Source organism: Flavisolibacter tropicus (assembly GCF_001644645.1).
Classification (GTDB): domain Bacteria; phylum Bacteroidota; class Bacteroidia; order Chitinophagales; family Chitinophagaceae; genus Flavisolibacter; species Flavisolibacter tropicus.
Genome location: NZ_CP011390.1, coordinates 1049251 through 1069328, shown reverse-complemented (window position 1 = coordinate 1069328; position 20078 = coordinate 1049251). Strand labels below are relative to the sequence as shown.

18 protein-coding genes are annotated in these 20078 nt (G+C 39.6%); 11 read left to right on the top strand and 7 right to left on the bottom strand.

The annotated features are described in order from the left end of the window. The first annotated feature begins 52 nt into the window (after window positions 1-52). The 11 genes from trpB (at window position 53) to SY85_RS04260 (ending at window position 8421) form a co-directional block, all read left to right on the top strand. Window positions 53-1258, top strand: coding sequence for a tryptophan synthase subunit beta (gene trpB / locus SY85_RS04310; protein WP_066401967.1), 1206 nt, complete (start codon window positions 53-55; stop codon window positions 1256-1258). A gap of 27 nt (window positions 1259-1285) precedes the next feature. Then, window positions 1286-1708 carry a DUF695 domain-containing protein gene (locus tag SY85_RS04305; protein ID WP_066401966.1) on the top strand — a complete coding sequence of 141 codons (423 nt, stop codon included), beginning with the start codon at window positions 1286-1288 and terminating at the stop codon, window positions 1706-1708. Continuing rightward, window positions 1705-2169 (top strand): GNAT family N-acetyltransferase, encoded by a 465-nt coding sequence (locus SY85_RS04300; RefSeq protein ID WP_066401965.1) that lies wholly within the window; start codon window positions 1705-1707, stop codon window positions 2167-2169. Before SY85_RS04305 ends, SY85_RS04300 begins: the two co-directional genes overlap by 4 nt. Next, a complete protein-coding gene (gene trpA, locus SY85_RS04295; RefSeq protein ID WP_066401964.1) occupies window positions 2166-2936 on the top strand; it encodes a tryptophan synthase subunit alpha in 771 nt (256 codons plus the stop codon). Before SY85_RS04300 ends, trpA begins: the two co-directional genes overlap by 4 nt. A 2-nt stretch (window positions 2937-2938) precedes the next feature. Then, on the top strand, window positions 2939-3529 hold the full coding sequence (hisH, locus tag SY85_RS04290; RefSeq protein ID WP_066401963.1) for an imidazole glycerol phosphate synthase subunit HisH: 591 nt from the start codon (window positions 2939-2941) through the stop codon (window positions 3527-3529). A gap of 2 nt (window positions 3530-3531) precedes the next feature. After that, window positions 3532-3963: a GNAT family N-acetyltransferase gene (locus SY85_RS04285; protein ID WP_066401962.1), complete on the top strand. Its 432-nt coding sequence runs from the start codon at window positions 3532-3534 to the stop codon at window positions 3961-3963. After that, window positions 3941-4660 (top strand): 1-(5-phosphoribosyl)-5-[(5-phosphoribosylamino)methylideneamino]imidazole-4-carboxamide isomerase, encoded by a 720-nt coding sequence (hisA, locus tag SY85_RS04280; protein ID WP_226999000.1) that lies wholly within the window; start codon window positions 3941-3943, stop codon window positions 4658-4660. The genes SY85_RS04285 and hisA overlap by 23 nt, the downstream gene beginning before the upstream one ends. 12 nt (window positions 4661-4672) lie before the next feature. After that, window positions 4673-5431: an imidazole glycerol phosphate synthase subunit HisF gene (gene hisF / locus SY85_RS04275; protein ID WP_066401960.1), complete on the top strand. Its 759-nt coding sequence runs from the start codon at window positions 4673-4675 to the stop codon at window positions 5429-5431. Window positions 5432-5521: 90 nt separating this feature from the next. Further along, complete coding sequence (hisIE, locus tag SY85_RS04270; protein WP_066401959.1) at window positions 5522-6136, top strand: bifunctional phosphoribosyl-AMP cyclohydrolase/phosphoribosyl-ATP diphosphatase HisIE; 615 nt, start codon at window positions 5522-5524, stop codon at window positions 6134-6136. A 2-nt stretch (window positions 6137-6138) separates the two neighbouring features. Beyond that, window positions 6139-7221, top strand: coding sequence for a TlpA disulfide reductase family protein (locus SY85_RS04265; protein WP_066401958.1), 1083 nt, complete (start codon window positions 6139-6141; stop codon window positions 7219-7221). A 150-nt stretch (window positions 7222-7371) separates the two neighbouring features. Beyond that, window positions 7372-8421, top strand: coding sequence for a nucleoid-associated protein (locus SY85_RS04260; RefSeq protein WP_066401957.1), 1050 nt, complete (start codon window positions 7372-7374; stop codon window positions 8419-8421). Between the two features lie 179 nt (window positions 8422-8600). Here SY85_RS04260 and SY85_RS04255 read toward each other — a convergent pair whose 3' ends face one another. From SY85_RS04255 to SY85_RS04225, 7 genes are all read right to left on the bottom strand, one after another. Beyond that, window positions 8601-9122, bottom strand: coding sequence for a DUF4262 domain-containing protein (locus SY85_RS04255; RefSeq protein WP_066401956.1), 522 nt, complete (start codon window positions 9120-9122; stop codon window positions 8601-8603). 181 nt (window positions 9123-9303) lie between these two features. Continuing rightward, window positions 9304-10428 carry an aminofutalosine synthase MqnE gene (gene mqnE / locus SY85_RS04250; protein WP_066401955.1) on the bottom strand — a complete coding sequence of 375 codons (1125 nt, stop codon included), beginning with the start codon at window positions 10426-10428 and terminating at the stop codon, window positions 9304-9306. Next, window positions 10421-12652: a zinc-dependent metalloprotease gene (locus tag SY85_RS04245; protein ID WP_158512933.1), complete on the bottom strand. Its 2232-nt coding sequence runs from the start codon at window positions 12650-12652 to the stop codon at window positions 10421-10423. The genes mqnE and SY85_RS04245 overlap by 8 nt, the downstream gene beginning before the upstream one ends. 152 nt (window positions 12653-12804) lie before the next feature. After that, entirely contained in the window at window positions 12805-14451 is a 1647-nt protein-coding gene (locus SY85_RS04240; protein WP_082886292.1) for a NupC/NupG family nucleoside CNT transporter, read from the bottom strand. A gap of 147 nt (window positions 14452-14598) precedes the next feature. Then, window positions 14599-14916 carry a thioredoxin gene (gene trxA, locus SY85_RS04235; protein WP_066401953.1) on the bottom strand — a complete coding sequence of 106 codons (318 nt, stop codon included), beginning with the start codon at window positions 14914-14916 and terminating at the stop codon, window positions 14599-14601. Window positions 14917-15013: 97 nt separating this feature from the next. Next, window positions 15014-18652 carry a DNA polymerase III subunit alpha gene (dnaE, locus tag SY85_RS04230; protein WP_066401952.1) on the bottom strand — a complete coding sequence of 1213 codons (3639 nt, stop codon included), beginning with the start codon at window positions 18650-18652 and terminating at the stop codon, window positions 15014-15016. 73 nt (window positions 18653-18725) lie between these two features. Further along, on the bottom strand, window positions 18726-19955 hold the full coding sequence (locus SY85_RS04225) for a YncE family protein (protein WP_066401951.1): 1230 nt from the start codon (window positions 19953-19955) through the stop codon (window positions 18726-18728). Between the last annotated feature and the right edge of the window lie 123 nt (window positions 19956-20078).

Below are 20078 nucleotides of genomic sequence, written 5' to 3'. Positions count from 1 at the left end.
TAGCCATCGAAAAGGATAAAACATTTTAAGAGGTAAAACGTACACATAAAACATGAACACAAAACAAGCTCCACGATATACTTTCCCCAATGAACAAGGGTATTATGGAAGATATGGAGGCGCCTATATTCCGGAAATGTTGTATCGCAATGTTGAGGAGCTGCGAACACAATACCTGGACATCATGCAGGAGGCTTCATTTCAAAAAGAGTATCAGCAATTACTGCAAGATTATGTTGGTCGCCCAACTCCATTATACTTCGCTCAGCGCTTAAGCAAACATTTCAATACAAATATCTACCTGAAGCGCGAAGACCTGTGTCATACAGGCGCACATAAGATCAATAATACAGTAGGACAAATACTTTTAGCCCAGCGTTTAGGAAAGAAGCGAATAATAGCAGAAACAGGAGCTGGTCAACATGGTGTGGCAACGGCTACTGTCTGTGCACTTAAGGGTATTGAGTGTATTGTATATATGGGCGAGAAAGACATTGAGCGGCAAGCACCAAACGTGGCCCGTATGAAAATGTTGGGCGCAAAGGTTATTCCTGCAGTTAGCGGTAGTAAAACACTGAAAGATGCTACAAATGAGGCCATTCGCGATTGGATCAATAACCCTTATAATACCCATTATATTATTGGTAGTGTAGTAGGCCCGCATCCTTATCCCGATATGGTGGCACGTTTCCAAAGTATCATTTCAAAGGAAGTAAGACAACAATTAAAAGAAAAGACCGGAACAGAATTGCCTACGCATGTCATAGCCTGTGTGGGTGGTGGATCAAATGCCGCCGGTGCTTTTTATCATTTCCTGGAAGAGCAAAGCGTGCAGTTGATTGCTGTAGAAGCAGCAGGTCATGGTGTACAAAGTGGATTAAGTGCTGCTACTACACAACTAGGTAGAGATGGTATTCTGCACGGTAGCCGTAGCTTGGTAATGCAAACGGAAGATGGACAAGTGGTAGAGCCGCATAGTATTTCTGCTGGCTTGGATTATCCAGGAATAGGTCCCATGCATGCTCACCTGTTTGAAAGCGGACGCGGTCGATTTTTAAGCGCTACTGATGATGAGGCTGTGCAAGCATCTTTCCAGGTGGCCAAGTTAGAAGGAATTATTCCGGCTTTAGAAACAGGACATGCATTCGCTGCTTTAAACCAGCTTGCTCTCACCGAAAAAGACTGTGTGGTCTTATGTTTAAGCGGCAGGGGGGATAAAGATTTGGCTACCTATATGCGAATAATGGATGTAGAATAAAGGAACAGTTGATAATAAAATAGTAAAATGAAAAGCGAAAAAGCAACATATGTCGGTTTTGAGTTTGAGGTAGAAGGTTACCCTGCAATTGCAATTATAAATACAGATCTTAAAAATGTAGAAGAGCAAGCGCAGTATACCCATTCAGTATTTATTGAGATCATGCCGGATCAGTATAATGAAATGGGACACCCATTAGAGGAAGAACACGACTATTTAGTGGCAGTAGAAAAAGAAATGATTGCCTATTTGGAGAGTCAGACCAATAGTGTACATGTAGGCCATACTACAGTTTATAGAAGAAGAGAGATTATTTTTTATACAAAAGATCCTGAGCCTGTACAAACCTTTCTTGAACACTTTCTGTCCACCATTGAAAGAGAAAATAGTTTTGAAATAGAGTCAGACAAAGAATGGCAAAATGTATCTGCCTTTTATGAATTATTATGAGTACAACAGTTGAAATTATTGACTTTAGAGACGATCTGGCCCAACGGTTTAAAGAGCTTAACGTTGCCTGGCTGAAGAAGTACTTCTATGTAGAGCCAATCGATGAAGAGATGTTGTCTAACCCCAAGGCTTATTTCATTGATAAAGGCAGTCATATCTTTTTTGCCACGATCAATGGTGAGGTGGCAGGAACTTTTGCCTTAATAAAACAAGATGATGAATCTTACGAGCTAAGCAAAATGGCGGTAGATGAAACCTTTCAGGGCAATAAGGTTGGCAATCGCATGCTGGCGTTTTGTTTAGAAAAAGCGGCAGACTTAGGTGCTAAAAAAGTGATTCTATATTCCAATACCTTATTGGGGCCAGCCATTCATTTGTACAAAAAGTATGGATTTGTAGAAGTGCCCTTGGGAAACGTAGATTATGAAAGGGCCAATATTAAAATGGAGAAACAGTTATGAGTAGGATTTCGGAATTGTTTAAGCGTAAAAAAGAACGCGTTTTAAATGTGTATTGTACGGCTGGCTATCCACAACTGGATAGTACCCTTACGGTTATGCAGGCATTGCAGAATAATGGTGCAGATCTGATAGAGTTAGGTATGCCTTACAGCGATCCGCTTGCGGATGGCCCAGTAATACAGGCTAGTAGTACCAAGGCATTGCAAAACGGAATGACAATCTCCACATTGTTTGAACAGTTAGATGGATTTAGAAAAACGATCCATGTGCCTGTTGTATTAATGGGCTATTTGAATCCACTATTACAATTCGGCTTTGAAAACTTTTGTGCTCAGGCAGCAGCAATAGGTGTTGATGGATTGATCATCCCGGATATTCCTATGTATGAGTATGAAACAGCGTATAAACAGGTGCTTCAGAAATATAACCTTGATTTCATTTTTCTGGTTACTCCTGAAACTTCTGAAGAACGAATCATAAAATTAGATAGCTTAAGTAGTGGCTTTCTTTATGCTGTTTCTTCTTCATCGATAACCGGTACAGACAAAGATTTTTCTCCGGTTGAATCCTATTTGAAACGCTTGAAAAGCTTGCCACTCAAGAATCCCGTTTTGGTGGGCTTTGGAATTAAAGACAAAGACAGCTTTGAAGCTGCTAGCAAATTCACCAATGGCGCTATTATTGGCAGTGCCTATATAAAGGCCTTAGAAACAGATATAGACGTTGAGCAGGCTACAAAGGCTTTTTTACACAAGGTATTAGCATAGTTATGAATGTAGTATTGATTAAATACAGTGCAGGGAATATCCAATCAGTATTAAATGCCTTAGAGCGTTTAGGGATCAATGCTGAAGTAACGGCAGATCTGGAAAAGATCAAAAGTGCAGATAAGGTGATCTTCCCTGGCGTTGGCGAGGCCAGCAGCGCTATGCGCAGTTTGCAGGAGAACCAGCTGGATTCTGTTATAAAGGAATTGAAACAGCCCGTTTTAGGTATTTGTGTAGGAATGCAATTGTTGTGTCGACATTCAGAAGAAAACAATACAGATTGCCTTGGAATAGTGCCAGTACAGATCAAAAAGTTTAATGGAGTAGACCATCATTTAAAGGTGCCACAGGTTGGTTGGAATACGATCTTTCAATTGCAATCTCCTCTGTTTAAAAATATCAAGGAGGATAGCTATATCTATAACGTTCATAGCTATTATGCAGAGGATAGTGCGTATACAATTGCTAAGTGTAATTATGGCCTTAACTATGCTGCTGCTATACAAAAGGATAATTTTTTTGGAGTACAGTTTCATACTGAGAAAAGTGCAGCTGTCGGTGACCGGATTATTGAAAACTTTTTATCTATTTAGTCATGACCGTAAATGAAGTTCCTTTGTCTGATGTTTGGCAATTGCGCCAGGAAGTGATGTATCCGCATGACTCAATTGATGTTGTGAAATTAGATAATGATCAGGCTGGTATTCACTTGGGGTTATATGAAGAGGGACAGCTGATTACTGTTATTTCGTTGTTTTTATCTGAACAAAAGTTACAATTCAGAAAGTTTGCCACGCGAAAGAACTTTCAGGGAAATGGATTTGGAACCTTTTTACTTCAGTATGTAATAGAGTGGGCAAAAGCAAATCATTACAAAATAGTCTGGTGTAATGCCCGAGTGTCTGCAGTTGATTTTTATAAACAGTTTGATCTGAAGCCGTTTGGCGAGACTTGGGAAAAGAACGGTATTGAATACATTAAAATGCAAATGGAGTTAAACCATCATGGAAATAATACCTGCTATTGATATTATTGAGGGAAAATGCGTACGATTGACTCACGGCGATTATGCTCAAAAAACCATTTACAACGAACATCCTTTAGATGTAGCTAAAGAGTTTGAAGATGCTGGTATTCGTCGCTTGCATTTAGTGGATTTGGATGGCGCAAAAGCAGGCGCCATAAAGAACTGGAAAGTTCTGGAAACAGTAGCTGGAAAAACAGGACTGATTATTGATTTTGGCGGCGGCATTAAAACCGAAAAGGATGTAGAAATTGTTTTTGATTCAGGTGCAGCCTTAGCTACAGTTGGTAGTATTGCTGTTAAAGACGAGGAAACCTTTTTGAACTGGATCAATTCATTTGGTGCTGAAAAGTTTTTATTAGGTGCCGATGTGAAGAATGAAAAGATTACAGTTAGTGGTTGGCTAGAACAGACTGATATCTGGATCTACGATTTTATTCAGAAGTATACTGAAAAGGGGATCACTCAATTGTTTTGTACCGATGTTTCTAAAGACGGTGCTCTACAGGGACCAGCAACCGAACTCTATAAGAGTATAACGGAGAAGTTCCCGGCTTTACATTTTATTGCCAGTGGTGGTGTCAGTTCTATTGATGACGTATACAGATTAGAAGACGCAGGATGTAAAGGCGTTATTATTGGAAAGGCTATTTACGAAGGACGAATCAAGTTAGATGAGTTAAAACGCTTCATTAACTAATTTTCAAACACAATGTTAGCTAAGCGAATTATTCCTTGTTTGGATATTAAAGATGGAAGGACCGTGAAGGGTACCAATTTCGAACAGCTTCGTGATGCAGGAGACCCCGTAGAACTGGGTAAGTTATATGCACAACAAGGTGCCGATGAGTTGGTGTTTTTGGACATTACAGCTACTGTAGAAAAACGCAAGACGTTGAATGAGCTGGTAAAACGGATTGCGCATGAAATCAATATTCCTTTTACCGTAGGTGGTGGAATTAGCGCTATGGAAGATGTAAGCGTATTGCTGCAAAGTGGTGCGGATAAAGTATCAATAAATACGGCAGCTTATAAGAATCCTAAGCTGATAACCGAAATAGCCAATACAGCTGGTAGCCAATGTGTAGTATTAGCTATCGATACTAAAAAAGAAGAGGATGGCGAATGGTATGTATATCTGAATGGCGGCCGTACAAAAACGGATACCAAGTGTTTTGATTGGGCCAAACAAGCTGTAGATCTGGGAGCCGGCGAGATCTTATTGACATCTATGAATAATGATGGTACAAAAGCTGGTTTTGCTCTAGATATTACCCATCAATTGGCTGTAAACCTGCCTATACCAGTTATTGCTTCTGGTGGCGGTGGAAAAGTTCAGCATTTTGTAGATGTTTTCGAGGATGCAAAAGCAGATGCCGCATTAGCAGCTAGTATCTTCCATTTTAAAGAAATCGAGATTCCAGAATTAAAGCAGGAGCTTAATAATAAAGGAATAGTGGTTAGGATTTAACAATAGAATTAATGTGCTTTGTATTTAAACACTAAAATCTGTTCTAGGCTTTCTTTCTGAATTCCATTCTTAGGTAAATAACTTTGTACTATGCTTGATCCTTTACAAACTGTTGATTTCTCTAAATACAGCGATGGTTTAGTGCCTGCTGTTATTCAAGATTATAATACGCAAAAAGTGCTCATGTTAGGGTTTATGAATCAAGAGGCCCTAACTACAACCCAGCAAACAGGCTTAGTTACCTTTTATAGTCGTACAAAGCAACGATTATGGACAAAAGGCGAGGAGAGCGGTAATCATTTACAGGTAAAGCAAATTTTATTGGATTGTGATAAAGATACATTGCTGATTAAAGCAGAACCCAAAGGACCTGTTTGCCATACAGGGGCCGATACTTGTTGGAGTGAACCCAATCACGCCTCCGATTTCCTTTATTATCTTGAAGATATTATAAAGCTCCGTAGAACCAGCGATGATGAAAACTCGTATGTAAGGAAGCTTTTTAATAAGGGAATTAACAAAATTGCGCAGAAAGTAGGCGAGGAGGCTGTGGAAGTGGTTATAGAAGCAAAGGACGTTAACCAAGAGTTATTTTTAAACGAGTCGGCTGATCTTTTGTTCCATTATTTGGTATTATTGCAAGCAAAGGATTGCACTTTACAAGACGTAATTAACGTTTTAAAAGAGCGACATCAACATAAATAATCATGAAAAAGCTTTTACTTTCCTTGGTTTTTCTGCCGGCTCTAGCTTTTGCACAATCTAATCAATTTGTTGTGTCAGGGACAATTAAAGGTGCAGCGGATGGCTCTGATGTAAAACTTTTAAGTACTCAAAACAAGACTCCCATCGCTACTGGAAAAGTAAAAGGAGGACAGTTTTCCTTAAAAGGAGAACTAAGCGAGCCTAACTTATTTTGGCTTAGCGTAGGAAAAGAACAGCCACAGTATATTTATCTGGAAAGTGGAACTATAAAAGTTACAGGTTCTACTAAAGCCATTAAAGATATTAAAGTCGAAGGATCAAAATCGCATGCTGATTTTGATGGTTTCCGAAAGGTATTTGACCCTTTGGTTGCGCAACTTAATGCTAAGGCCGAGCAAATTCAAAAGAATACAGACGATGTTAAGCGTAGTGAGCTAATGCATGTATATGATTCTTTAGGAAAAACTATAGCTAGTAATGTGACAAATTTTGTTACATCTCATCCATCTTCGTATGTTTCTCCGTTTGTTTTATTTGTGACAGCACAGTTTAGCCCCGATATAACTACTGTCGAGCAAAACTATCAGAAGCTAGATAGTGCTGTTCGCTTCTCAGGAATTGGTAAAGCTCTTTCTGAATATATAGCTTACAATAAAGTTGGTTCTGTTGGCTCTGAAGCAATGGAGTTTTCCCAGGCTGATACGGCCGGTCATCCAGTTTCATTATCTTCTTTTAGAGGTAAATATGTGTTGATTGACTTTTGGGCTAGCTGGTGTGGACCATGTCGTCGAGAGAATCCAAATGTGGTTAAAGCCTACGAAAAGTTTAAGGACAAAAACTTTACTGTATTAGGTGTTTCATTGGATCAGGAAAAGGATGCTTGGGTAAAAGCTATTGAAAAAGACAAACTACATTGGACACAAGTGAGCGATCTTCAGTTCTGGAGTAATGCAGTGGCCCAATTGTATAGAGTACAAAGCATACCTCAAAACTTCCTGATTGATCCAAATGGTAAAATCATTGCTAAAGACTTAAGAGGTGAGGAGCTGACTGCTAAGTTGTGCCAGCTATTAGGCTGTAACTAAAAGAGTATTTCGTAAATTATTATACTTAGCCCTGCATTTGTTGCAAGGCTTTTTTTATCTAAAAAGGACTATTTATAGAGTTTTCCTATACTTTTTCTCTCAGCCTATTACTTTCCTTAAATTCGCGCTCCCAATAAGCTAGCCACTATTATGGATTTGAATTTTAAAGCCGCATCCCTTAAAAAAATTATTGTACACTATGTGGGCAGCAAGAATAATCTTGATCCGCTGCATTTATCTCAAGAACCATTGGTTTTTGATGAAGAAACCATGATGGCCATTGGCGAGAGCTTTTTAAATCGTTTCAACAATAATGTTGAGTACTATCATTTCCAGCACCCATCTTCCTTGCAGTTTAACGAGATATATTCCTATTCCAAAAATCTCTTTGAAGATAAAACCCTGTTTGAGGAGATTTCAATAAACATTGCCAGGCATTTATATGAAAGTTCTACTCATCCTAAAGTAAAGGGAGGTGAACTGTATGTGTGCCTGTTTGAAGGTTTGCCTGTAGAAGGTAGAATGTATAGTGCTGTAGGTTTATTTAAAACTGAGAATAAATCGCTATTCCTTGAAGTTGAACATAGTAGCCAACAGTTGCTGGTAAATATGAAAGAAGGGGTTGAGTTAAATAAGATTGATAAAGGATGTTTGATCATAAATGGTAAAAGAGATGAGGGCTTCGATGTGCTGATCTTTGATAACCAAAACCGTGGAGAGGAAGCTCAATACTGGAAAGAGAAGTTTTTGAATATAACTCCCCAAAAGAACGAGTTTCACCAAACGCAGCACTTCCTGACGCTTACAAAGCAGTATATTACTGAAAACATGGATGAGGAGTTTGGTTTGGAGAAAACAGAGAAAATAGAGTTGCTTACTAAATCCATAGACTACTTCCGGAATAAGGAGTCTTTTGATATGGATGAATTCCAGCAAGAGGTATTTCAGAACAATGATGAAATGATTGAGTCATTTCGAAACTTTGGCTCCAAGTATATTGAACAAAACGACTTTGATATTGCCGCCCAATTCGATATTTCTACTCAAGCTGTAAAGAAACAAATGCGTGTCTATAAAAGCGTTCTTAAGCTTGACCGTAACTTTCATATTTACATTCACGGAAATACAGAACTGATCGAAAAAGGTATTGAAGACGACGGTAGAAAATTCTACAAGATCTACTATCAGGAAGAGGAATAACTGTTTCAAAAAAGTATGTACCTATATAAATAAAACCTCCTAGAGAGGTTTTATTTATATATTACTCGTTACTGTTACAATTGTAACATTCGTAAAAACAAGAAATTTGTACGTCTGGTAGATATGTTTATAATTAAAAAACTCTCCCCCTTGTCAACTAGTCAACCTGTCAACTTAAATCAGCCATTTTCTCCCAGTCTCGGTTCAGACATCCTCGCTATCTGCCTTACCTCACCTTGAGAAGCAGAAGGAGTCGGCCCTAAAATGGGTTGTTGTTTTAGTTGCTCAGGCCATTCAGTTTGCCAAGGATAAACGTTAGAGAGGGTGGGATAGATACATTGCAAAAGAGAGAAATTGTTTTCGCCATAAAATTGTTTAGCGTATCCGGCATATTCATCATAATTAGCTGCCTCTACAGATGTGAAGTAACAATCAACACTTTCAATTAAGTTAGAATAGAACTGACCCGATTGTAATTCTAAACCATCTCTAATGGCATCGCCTAACCGATTTATAAGTAAATGTGCAGCTTCAATATCAAGACCAATAACTAAAACCTCAGGATGCTTAAAGGAGTGTGTGAAGCCAATGGAGTGTACCAATGATGGCCCATACTCATCTTCTTGAACTTTAATGACATGCCATCCATAAAGCGCTATATCATTCCAGATTCTTTTTTCCAGATCGCCTGTTATACTCATGATTCTCGATAAAGTAAGGGTGATTACTGAACTTGTTAAGTCTAGAAGACTATGTCTATTACCAAATTACACTTCAAATTGCAAAAAAAGAAACAGATTAAGCTATTGAAATATATAAAACGACCAACAATGAACAATGGGAATAAAGTAAAACTCCCAGTAAAATCTGGGAGTTTTATGATTAATAGGCTTGTATAATATTGTATAAAGTGTCTCGCTCTACCGGTTTTCGGTTAACCTGTTTAATAAGCGTAACAATTTCTTCCGTCGTCATTGCAGGGCTTTGCTCTTCTGCTCCAGCCATTGAATAGATCTTTGTGGTATCGTCAATAGTGCCATCAATATCATCTACACCAAATGCCAGTGACAACTGTGCGTTTTTACGTCCTAACATCGGCCAGTATGCCTTTAAATGCGGGAAATTATCCATGTAAAGTCTGGCCACTGCATACATTTTGAAGTCTTCAATAACGCTAACTTCTGGCACATGACTCATGTCGTTATCACCATTGCGAAACTTAAGCGGAATAAAGGTGTTAAAGCCACCTGTTTTATCTTGTAATGCTCTTAGTTGCTGCATATGATCTATTCGATGCTCATATTTTTCAATATGGCCATAAAGCATGGTTGCATTGCTATGCATGCCAAGTTTGTGTGCAGTTTCGTGTATGTGTAACCAACCTGCTCCATCTACTTTGTCTGCGCAGATTTGATTGCGTATTTCTTCATGAAAGATTTCGGCACCACCACCGGGTATAGAATCAAGACCTGCCTCTTTTAAATATTGCATACCTTCTGCAACACTGAGCTTGGCCTTTCTAAACATATAGTCTAGCTCCACTGCAGTAAAGCCTTTTATATGAAGGTCTGGGCGATGTGCTTTTATTTGACGTAAAAGGTCTGCAAAATAATGCAGGTTCATTTTGGGATGCACCCCACCTACAATATGAACTTCCGTTTCTGGACGGTTATCATATTTCTTTACAATATCCATCATCTGCTCAATGCTTAATTCCCATCCTTCCTCACGGTGAGCATAAAGCCGAGAGTAGGCGCAAAAATGACAGGAAAACACACAAACGTTAGTTGGCTCAATATGAAAGTTTCGGTTAAAGAAGGTTTGATGCCCATGCATTCGCTCTCTGACAAAATTGGACAAGGCCCCTAAAAAAGAAAGACTGCCTCTTTCAAAAAGTAGCAGTCCATCTTCATCAGTTAACCGAATATTGTTAATTACTTTTTCGCCAATCTTTCTTAATTCATTTTCTTGTTCGCTGACTAATCTCGCTATAGATTCGTTATTCATTTTTGATGATAATTCGTTCAGTAAATATGCGGTTCTCGCCGGTGAATCCCCATTTTACAAAGTAGACACCCGCAGGTTTACCCTGCAAATTTACTGGAATATATGCATCTGTATTGCCACTGAATTCTTTCTTCCAAACCAATTGACCAGAACTGTTATAAACCGATGTATATCTGAGGTCTTTATAGTTTTCATAGATCCATAAACCAAATAAGCCGTTATTTAAAGTGGGCAATACCAAATAACCTTTTTCTTTTAAGGCAGGTGGTAATACTCTAGTTCTTAGTTGAACATTATCTATAAAGATGTTGTTTTCCCAATTGGTAATGTTTCGGAACGCAACGATGATCGAACCGTTATCTTTAAAGCGGGTAAGGTCTACTTGTTCTGTACGCCATTGTGATTGACTTTCCGGGAAAAATTCATCCGTATAAGGCTGCGCTGGTTGACCTAGTGTTTGTAATGCAGCTCCCCATTTTTTGTAAACAGAGGTAAAGGAGTGGCCACAGTCGTTAGTTACCAATATTTCAAGTGTATCCAATGGCGTGGTTCTGGTATTAGGATCACTATAAACAGCAGCACTTAGGTCAAAACTTAATTTTAAAGAGTCTACCTTACTGTATTGGAAAATAGGAGTGTATAATTCATCCCTTTGGTCATTAGAACTATACTTGAAGTTATTAATATAGGTAGATGCAGTGCTGTTTTTGCCAATGTTAATTTTCTGCCAGGTAATACCATTGTCAGGGTTAGATAATGTCCAACCTTTTGGTGGAAAACTGCTTTCAAATCCTTCATTAATTGGAGAAATAGTAGGAGTGGAGATGGTAAGTGTCGTTATCAGTGTGTCGTTCGATTTTACTAAGTCCTCTTGTCCATTTGGAGAACTGGTGAAGAACTTAAATTGATTATCGCCGGAACTTACAGGAATGATAGGAAAGCTAACTACTGTAGTTGCATTAGGTGGCAAATTAACGGTAACGTTTTGTGTTACTGGATTACCATCGTTTAATCTGTAACCAACGATTAATGATGTAACTGTTGTTGTACCAAAATTGCGGACTCTGAATTTTGGAGTAAAGTTCCCGCTGCACAGTAAATTAGAAGGATATGTAAATGGAGTACAACCTATTACTTCACCACCTCCAGGGCTAACAGATTCAAATACACTTACATCTAACGTTGCTGGTGCTGTTACAGGTATTAAAGCTTTTGATGTCAAATAGCCAGATCTAAAGTTCTCTAAAACATAATGCATCCTTTCAACCTGTCCATTAGTAAACATGGAGTAACAAGCATCTTGTGTATAATCCATGAAATTCTGATACATTTTTCCAAAAGGGGCCGGAGTTGTACATCCATTACTAGCCACACCAGTTGGGCAGGTAAGGGTTTGTTCACTTTGTGCAGGGGTATCATCAGCAGGCGAAAGTAGTTCTGCGGGCAATGAAATATCTGGACTGGTTATTTGTTTAAAGTCTTCATTACCACACCCGCCTTCGAATATATGATAGAGTCCAAAATTGTGTCCAATCTCATGTACGGCTGTTCGGGCCATTGAAAAGGTGGGATCAGTATAACAATTGTTGTTTGAAAAGGCCGCATAGTTTATACATACACCATCACTTTTTGAAGTACCTGGACCAATTTCTGGTGCTATACCTAGAAGCCCGCTTGTTGATTCACCCACCCAAATATTGTAATATTCTTTATATGGCCATGGGTCGGAGCCTCCAGAAGAAGCATCTTTTATAGCCTGCGGTTCATCAAATCCTATGGTTGTAGCACTTGCTCTTCTAACAATTCCAATTGTTGGCTTGCCATTAGGGTCCCTTTTTGCTAATGCAAAACGGATAAGCGAATGTCCTCTAACACCATAAAAAGGAATAGCATTCGTGCTATCTGGATTTAATCCCGAAAAATCTATATTCAAACGTTCAATGAAATATTGAACATCAGCATCTGTTACTACTTGCGGGTTAGGTAATACTATATGTATAACCACAGGAACAGTGATAGTGCTGGTTAGTTTAGCGGTCGTAGGTGTGAGAGATAATGCGCTTACTTTGGAATGCTGAAAATCCTTTAGTTTTTTTTGATAAGCAGCATAATAGACTGGATCAGTTTTAAGGCGTTTCTGGATTCCTTCAGTGGTAGCGCATCTTATTTTAGATGATGGCACTGGTGTGGTACTTTCACTACCAGTAAGTGGTTTTTGAGCCATTGTCCCAGTAAAAACTAGGCTGCATATGGCTATCATTAAACCGTAAGCTTTTTTCAATGTAGGATAATTTTGTAATGTATTGCAGATAAGCAATTTATGTTAAGATGCACACATACAATAATACTAAATTCCTGCCTTTAAATAACCGCCTTTTATCCATATAAAGCGCCCGCAATACATCCGCACATCAGGCAGGCAATCGTACCACCAATCAGGGCTTTCACACCAAGTTCTGTAAGATTTCTGCGTTGAGAAGGAGCTAGCTGACTAATTCCACCTATTTGAATTCCTATAGAAGCAAAGTTGGCAAAACCACATAGCGCATAGGTTGCTATTAATAGTGATTTAGGGTCACGTATCAAGTTATGTGCTTTCATATCGCCCAATACAATGTAGGCTTGGAATTCATTAATGATGGTTTTTACGCCTAACAATTGTCCGATGCTTAACATATCCACTTTATCTACCCCTATGAGCCAAGCCACTGGAGAGAAAAGATAACCTAAGATCAGATCCAGCGATAAAGAAGTATACCGGCCACCGGTAGCGGTTGCAATAGCTCCATTTAAATTGGTCATGCTACCAATCCATCCCATAAGACCATTGGCTACCCACATCATGGCTGTAAATACAATAAGCATGGCACCTACATTGGCAGCTAACTTCAAACCGTCTGTAGTTCCTAACGAAATAGCGTCTAAAAAGTTGTCACCTAGTTTATCTTTTGAAACTGATAAGTCTTTAGAGATTAGAGCACCTTGTGTTTGAGGAAACAGCAGTTTAGAACATACAATGGCAGCTGGTGCACTCATAATCGATTGGCTCAACATGTGCAGGGCAAAGAAGTTTTGTTGTCCTACATCTGTGCCACCCAGCATTCCTACATAAGCGGCTAGAACACTGCCTGCAGTATTGGCCATACCGCCTACCATGATACATAGAATTTCAGAACGCGTCATTTTGTCCAAATAAGGACGGATCATTAAGGGCGCTTCTGTTTGGCCTAGGAAGATATTAGCTGCTGTTGACATGCTCTCCGCACCAGAGATAAATAGCTTGTTGAGGAGGTAGGCAAATACAAACACGATCTTTTGTAGTATTCCCAGGTAAAAAAGTATAGCAGATAAAGCCGCAAAGAAGATAATGTTTGGTAGTACCTGTATGGCAAATACATAAGCCCAACCTTTTGATGCATCAGCCAGGTTACCAAAAAGAAACTCAGTTCCTTTATGACTTACATTGATCAAGTCAACAAAGACACTTGACACAGCCTGTAGCATTACTTTAAATAGCTCAGGAGTACAAACGCTGGTATAAACACAAATGGTAAGAATTACAGATGAAACCAGAATGTTCCATTTCATGAGCTCTGGAAAACGGGCTCCCATTTTAAACGCCATTGTCAAAAGAGCAATCCCACTGAGCAGCATGGCCAGATTCGTCCATTGACTAAAGATTCGAGGGGCTAATACAAGGCCAACGACTAATAGAATTTGCCATACAACGGATAAAACCAGGTTGGATGGATTATATTTTATAGGATCTTCGCCTTTTTTGACTTTACCAAACTTGCGGAAAATGGTATAGGCCAAAATAAGTCCAAACATCAGCCAGAACACCGGCTGTCCTGCTATTGTAGTATGTAGAACCCCCATGGCAAACATTACCTGGGCAAGCACACCAAAAATGACAAGTTTCCAATTAATGGCTTTACGGTCGTTACTTAATAAATAGCAAACAAGAATGAGGAAGGTCATTCCAATGGCGCCACGGCCTAAGTTCATGAGTGCAGCGTTCATGCAGACGTAGTTGAAAAATAGGGAGGCAATTTAATGATTCTTATAGCATTAGGCCGATTTTTATTGCTGAGTTGGAAATTCTGAACGTTAAAAAAGCAAAAAGCAGGCAAAATGCCTGCTTTTTTTACTCATTTGATATCAATTATATTAGATATGTGCTTCAATCTTCTTTACAAAATTAGATTTAGGCTGTGCACCTACTAATTTGTCAACTACCTGGCCACCTTTAATAAAAAGGATAGCTGGAATAGAAGTAATGCCGTAGTTCATGCTAACCTGAGGGTTCTCATCTACGTTTACTTTACCTACGTTTACTTTACCATCATATTCTTTAGCTAACTCGTCAATAACGGGCCCAATTGCACGGCAAGGACCGCACCATTCTGCCCAAAAATCTACTACGGTTAATTTATCAGAACTTAATACATCAGCTTGAAAATTCGAATCTGTGAATGCTTGTGCCATGATTACTATTTTTAATCAATTGTTTGTTTGCGGGTACAAATTTAGGCCCAACCTAATATTTAATGAATAGTTGTCAGTTAATGTTGATAACTGTCATTTAAACGGCTGTGACCTGTACGTCAATTTCCGGTTTGTCGGTAAGGTACTGAATTAAATCATCATTCATTTCCAGCCCTGATCCAAAGGTCATAAACCCTGCCTTTAAGGCTTCTTTTGGTTCATTTACCACTATTTTCAGTAAAGCTGAGCCTGGGAATTTCTTTATATTGTTTTCCAGAAAGTCAATAAAATCTTTTTGCACATTACGGGCATCCAACTCCAAACTGAGCTGTTTTGTCATTTGCCGCTTAATGTTTTCTGCGAGGGAAATAGATGAGATCTTGAACTCATACTCATCCCGGTAAGGCCGCTGGCGGTAAGCACCTACTAATAAAATGGTTTGCCCCAGCTCTAAATAAGAGCCAAAGCGTATATAATCATCACCAAAGAGTACAATCTCTGTTTTGCCAGAATAATCTTCCACTACATACGACCCAAACTTATTGCCTTGACGGGAAATACGATGGTTGGCTACTGTCACTAAACTCAAAAGCTTGTAAGTTCTTCCGCTCGCAGCTAACTGGGCGTTGTCCTTTACTTCGTTAAAATCAACTATCGGCGTTATGCCATAATGTTTCATTTCAAACTTATAATGATCAAGTGGGTGTCCACTTAAATAAATACCGGTGATCTCTTTTTCAAAACCCAACTGCTCTGTTAATGACCATGTAGGACAAGGAGTTATCGCTGGTGGCTTGATATCCATTACAGAAGGTAAAATATCGCCAAACAGGGTATTAGTAGTGCTAGCACTTTGCGCCTGTACCACGTTGCCATATTTAACCAGTTTTTCCAAACCTGTTTGCGTTTCTCCTTCTGGTACAACAAAGTATTGTGCACGGTGTAACTGTGGGAAAGTGTCAAACGCACCTGCATAGACTAAACTTTCCAATGTCTTCTTGTTTACAGTACGCTGGTTGATGCGTCTGATAAAGTCAAACGGGTCTTTAAAAGTGCCATCTTTCTTACGTTCTTCGATGATACTATCTACCGCTGCTTCACCTACACCTTTTAATCCTCCTAGACCAAAACGAATTTCACCGACAGCGTTTACCGCAAAACCTTTGTGTGATTCATTGATATCAGGGCCTAGTACTTTGATACCCATTCGCTTACATTCCTCCATGAAGAAGGTGAGCTTTTCAATAGCATTAGCGTTATTCAGTACCGCTGACATGTACTCCGCAGGGTAGTGGGCCTTCAAATATGCCGTCTGATAAGCCACAAAGGCATAACAGGTAGAGTGCGATTTGTTGAAGGCATACTGGGCAAACGCTTCCCAGTCGGTCCATACCTTTTCTAATATTTTAGCATCATGTCCTTTGCCCACTGCACCATCAATGAACTTGCCCTTCATTTTGTCCAGCGTCTTCCGGTCTTTCTTACCCATGGCCTTACGCAGTACGTCCGCGTCACCCTTACTAAAGCCGCCGATCTTCTGTGCCAGCAACATCACCTGCTCCTGATACACCGTAATACCATACGTTTCCTTTAGGTATTCTTCCATTTCCTGCAAGTCGTAATGCACTTCCTCACGACCATGCTTACGATCTACGTACTGAGGAATGTAAGCCATAGGACCCGGACGGTACAGGGCGTTCATGGCAATCAAATCGGCAAATTGGTCAGGCTTCAGCTCCTTCAGGTATTTCTGCATGCCCGGACTTTCAAACTGGAATGTACCAATGGTATCACCGCGCTGGTATAGTTCGTAAGTCTGTTGGTCATCCAGCGGTATGTCATCAATTACGATTTCCACACCGTGGTTTTCCTTGATCATGTCCAGCGCATTCTTAATAATGGTAAGGGTCTTTAACCCTAAGAAGTCCATTTTAATTACTCCGGCATCCTCAATGATCTTTCCTTCTATCTGTGTTACTAATAGATCAGAATCCTTAGCCATACAGACCGGGATGATGTTCATCAGGTCATCAGGGGCAATGATGATACCGGCTGCGTGTATACCTGTATTTCGTACAGAGCCTTCCAAACGTTCTGCTTCATGTAATACCTGGGCGCGCAAGTCGTTCCCATTATAGATTTCACGTAGCTTTTTTACATTCTCAAGATCTTCTGAACCAAGGCCTTCCTTTTCTTCTAAAGACTTTTCACCATCCTTGGCAGTAAGAGGAGCCTGTAATACACGGCCCAAATCAGTACCCGGCTTATCGGGCACTAGTTTAGCCAGCATGTTTGATTCTACCAATGGTAAATCCAGTACGCGTGCTACGTCCTTGATACTCATTTTGGCAGCCATGGTACCATAGGTAACAATTTGTGCCACCTGGTTACGGCCGTATTTCTTAACTACATAATCAATTACCTTTTGACGGCCTTCATCATCGAAGTCCGTATCAATATCCGGCATGCTCTTACGATCCGGGTTCAGGAAACGCTCAAACAGCAGATCGTACTTAATGGGGTCAATGTTGGTAATACCTATACAATAGGCTACCGCACTACCAGCCGCTGAACCACGACCAGGACCAACGAATACCCCAAGATCACGTCCAGCTTTAATGAAGTCACTTACAATCAAGAAGTAACCGGCAAAACCCATCGTTTTGATGGTATGCAATTCAAAGTCTAGACGCTCTTGCGCCTTTTCATCAATAGTGCCATAGCGTTGGCGGGCACCTTCAAATGTTAAGTGCTTTAAGAACTCCCACTGGTTCAGGTTACTATCATTGTGTACCTGGAATTCCTTAGGAATAGGGAAGGCGGGAAGTAGAATGTCTTTTTTTAGATTCAATACCTCTACACGATCAACGATCATATTGGTATTGTCAATGGCTTCTGGAATGTCCTGGAATAGTTGGATCATTTCATTTGAGCCCTTGAAGTAAAACTGGTCGTTTGGAAATTTAAAACGCCGGTTCTTAATGGCCACATCATCATTCACGAAATCATCAAAGCCTGGCGTGCTTTGTTTCTCACCAGTGTTGATACAAAGCAGGATATCGTGGGCATTGTAGTCATCCTGGTCTACATAGTGGCTGTCGTTGGTGGCAATAACAGGAACATTGTACTTCTTGGCAAACTTTAAGAGCGTTTGGTTAATCACTTCCTGCTCTTTCATATTGTGCCGCTGAAGTTCAATGAAGTAATCCTCTCCAAAAATATCCAGCCACCACTTGAACTCTTGTTCTGCCTTCTCCTCACCATCATGCAAAATGGTTTGCGGTACATACGCACCAATACAGCACGTAGTTGCAATCAATCCTTCATGATATTTTAAGATCAGTTCTTTGTCAATACGGGGGTACTTACTATACATACCCTCCATGTAACCAAGAGAGGTCAGTTTGATCAGGTTTTGATATCCAGTAGCATTCTTGGCTAAAAATACCTGGTGGTAGCGCTCATCTTTCTGTTCTTTAGAAAATGTTTTCCTGTGACGGTCTGCTACCACATAAAACTCACAACCCACTACCGGTTTTACCTTCAGGCTTCCGTCGTCATTTTTATGTTTGTAAGCTTCAGAAACAAACTCAAAAGCACCAAACATGTTACCGTGGTCCGTAATAGCCACAGCCGGCATGTTTTCCTTGATCGCTTTTTTATATAAAGAGGAGATGGGGGCGGCACCATCCAACAGAGAGTATTGCGTATGTACGTGTAAATGTGAAAACTTCATGATTGACTATTCAGTAAGCTACTAAAAAAGCGGCTCAAATTGCTGAAAGTCAGGTTAAGAAAAAAATAAATTATTAGCTCTTTTTAAAGCTATAAACTCGTATAGCCCCATCCGTGTAACTGCACACCCAGGCTTCCAGTTTTTCATCATTTTCAAAAATATCTACCCCTACAGGTTTCCCTGCGCTTGGAAGTGATGCTATTTTGTTAAAGCCGGTATCGCTTATTTTAAATACATCGACCATGTTGCCGCTATAACAGGTTACAAACAGAAACTTCTGATTTCGCGAAAGAAAGATAGTTCTGGGCTGTACATGAGTAGGAGCTGTAAATAAGGTCTTGCCGGTTTCTGGGTCAATACAGGCAACTTTGGCCAATTTGTTATAGGAAACAAAAAGCCGACCGGTTGAATCCATTACAATATGTCTTGGATTGGAAGCCACGTCAATGGTTCTTTCAGTTTTCCATGTTTTATTGTCAATGACCGCTATACTTGCCCCGCCCATAATTGCTACGTAGGATTTTTCTTTTTTATCATCCACCACTATTCCACGTGGAATAGAAGTAACAGGTATCGTACTTATTACTTTACCAAAAGGAAATTGAGTTTTATCAAGCTCTAATACGCTTACGTTGTAAGAATGCCAGTTGCTGACAAGCAAGTACTTACTGTCTGCTGTTTTGGTAATGATCTTTGGCGTTTTACCTGTTTTAATTAATGGTAAAAGAGCCGAATCTTTACTGGTAGACTCGGGGTAGCTGATAGTGATTTTTTTTGAAGGAATGCCAGATGCTGTTTCAAATGGAGGTTGTGCATTTTTTATAGAAATAGGTACAATACCTTCTGCATTATGTAAGGATACCCATAAAATGGAGTCATTATGACTAAAACAGGCTTCAACGGGTTTTTCCTCAAAAGAACGAATGGGCTTATCTGTAGTATAATCCCAACCCATACCAACTGTTGGCTTAAACTTAAATACTCTATTTAGTTTGCGAGAAGCCTGATCAAACTCATACACACTCATGCCTTCTAAATTCATAGCATACAGCTTAGATCCATCTGAATTAAATAGAACAGATTTAGTTCCTGGTGCTGCTGACAATATTTCTTCTTTCTCAAAAACCAGATCAGTGTATGGCTTTAATGTCTTGATTGATGGCGAATCTGTTGCTGGTGTTTCAATACTTGTACTAAGTATCAATGCTTTAGGATATGCACTTTTACTTTCAGTCGCGCCACTTTGGCAACCAATGGCAAGAATAGAAATAGCAATAACTGTATAAGATAGCTTTGAAAGCATAAGCAGTTAGTTGGTTGTTAGTTTTGAGCAGACCTGTTTTAATAGAAACAATCAAGGGAAACCCTTAGGTGTTCATATTAAAGCTGCAATAATACAATACCGCTTATTACTAAGAAAGAGCAA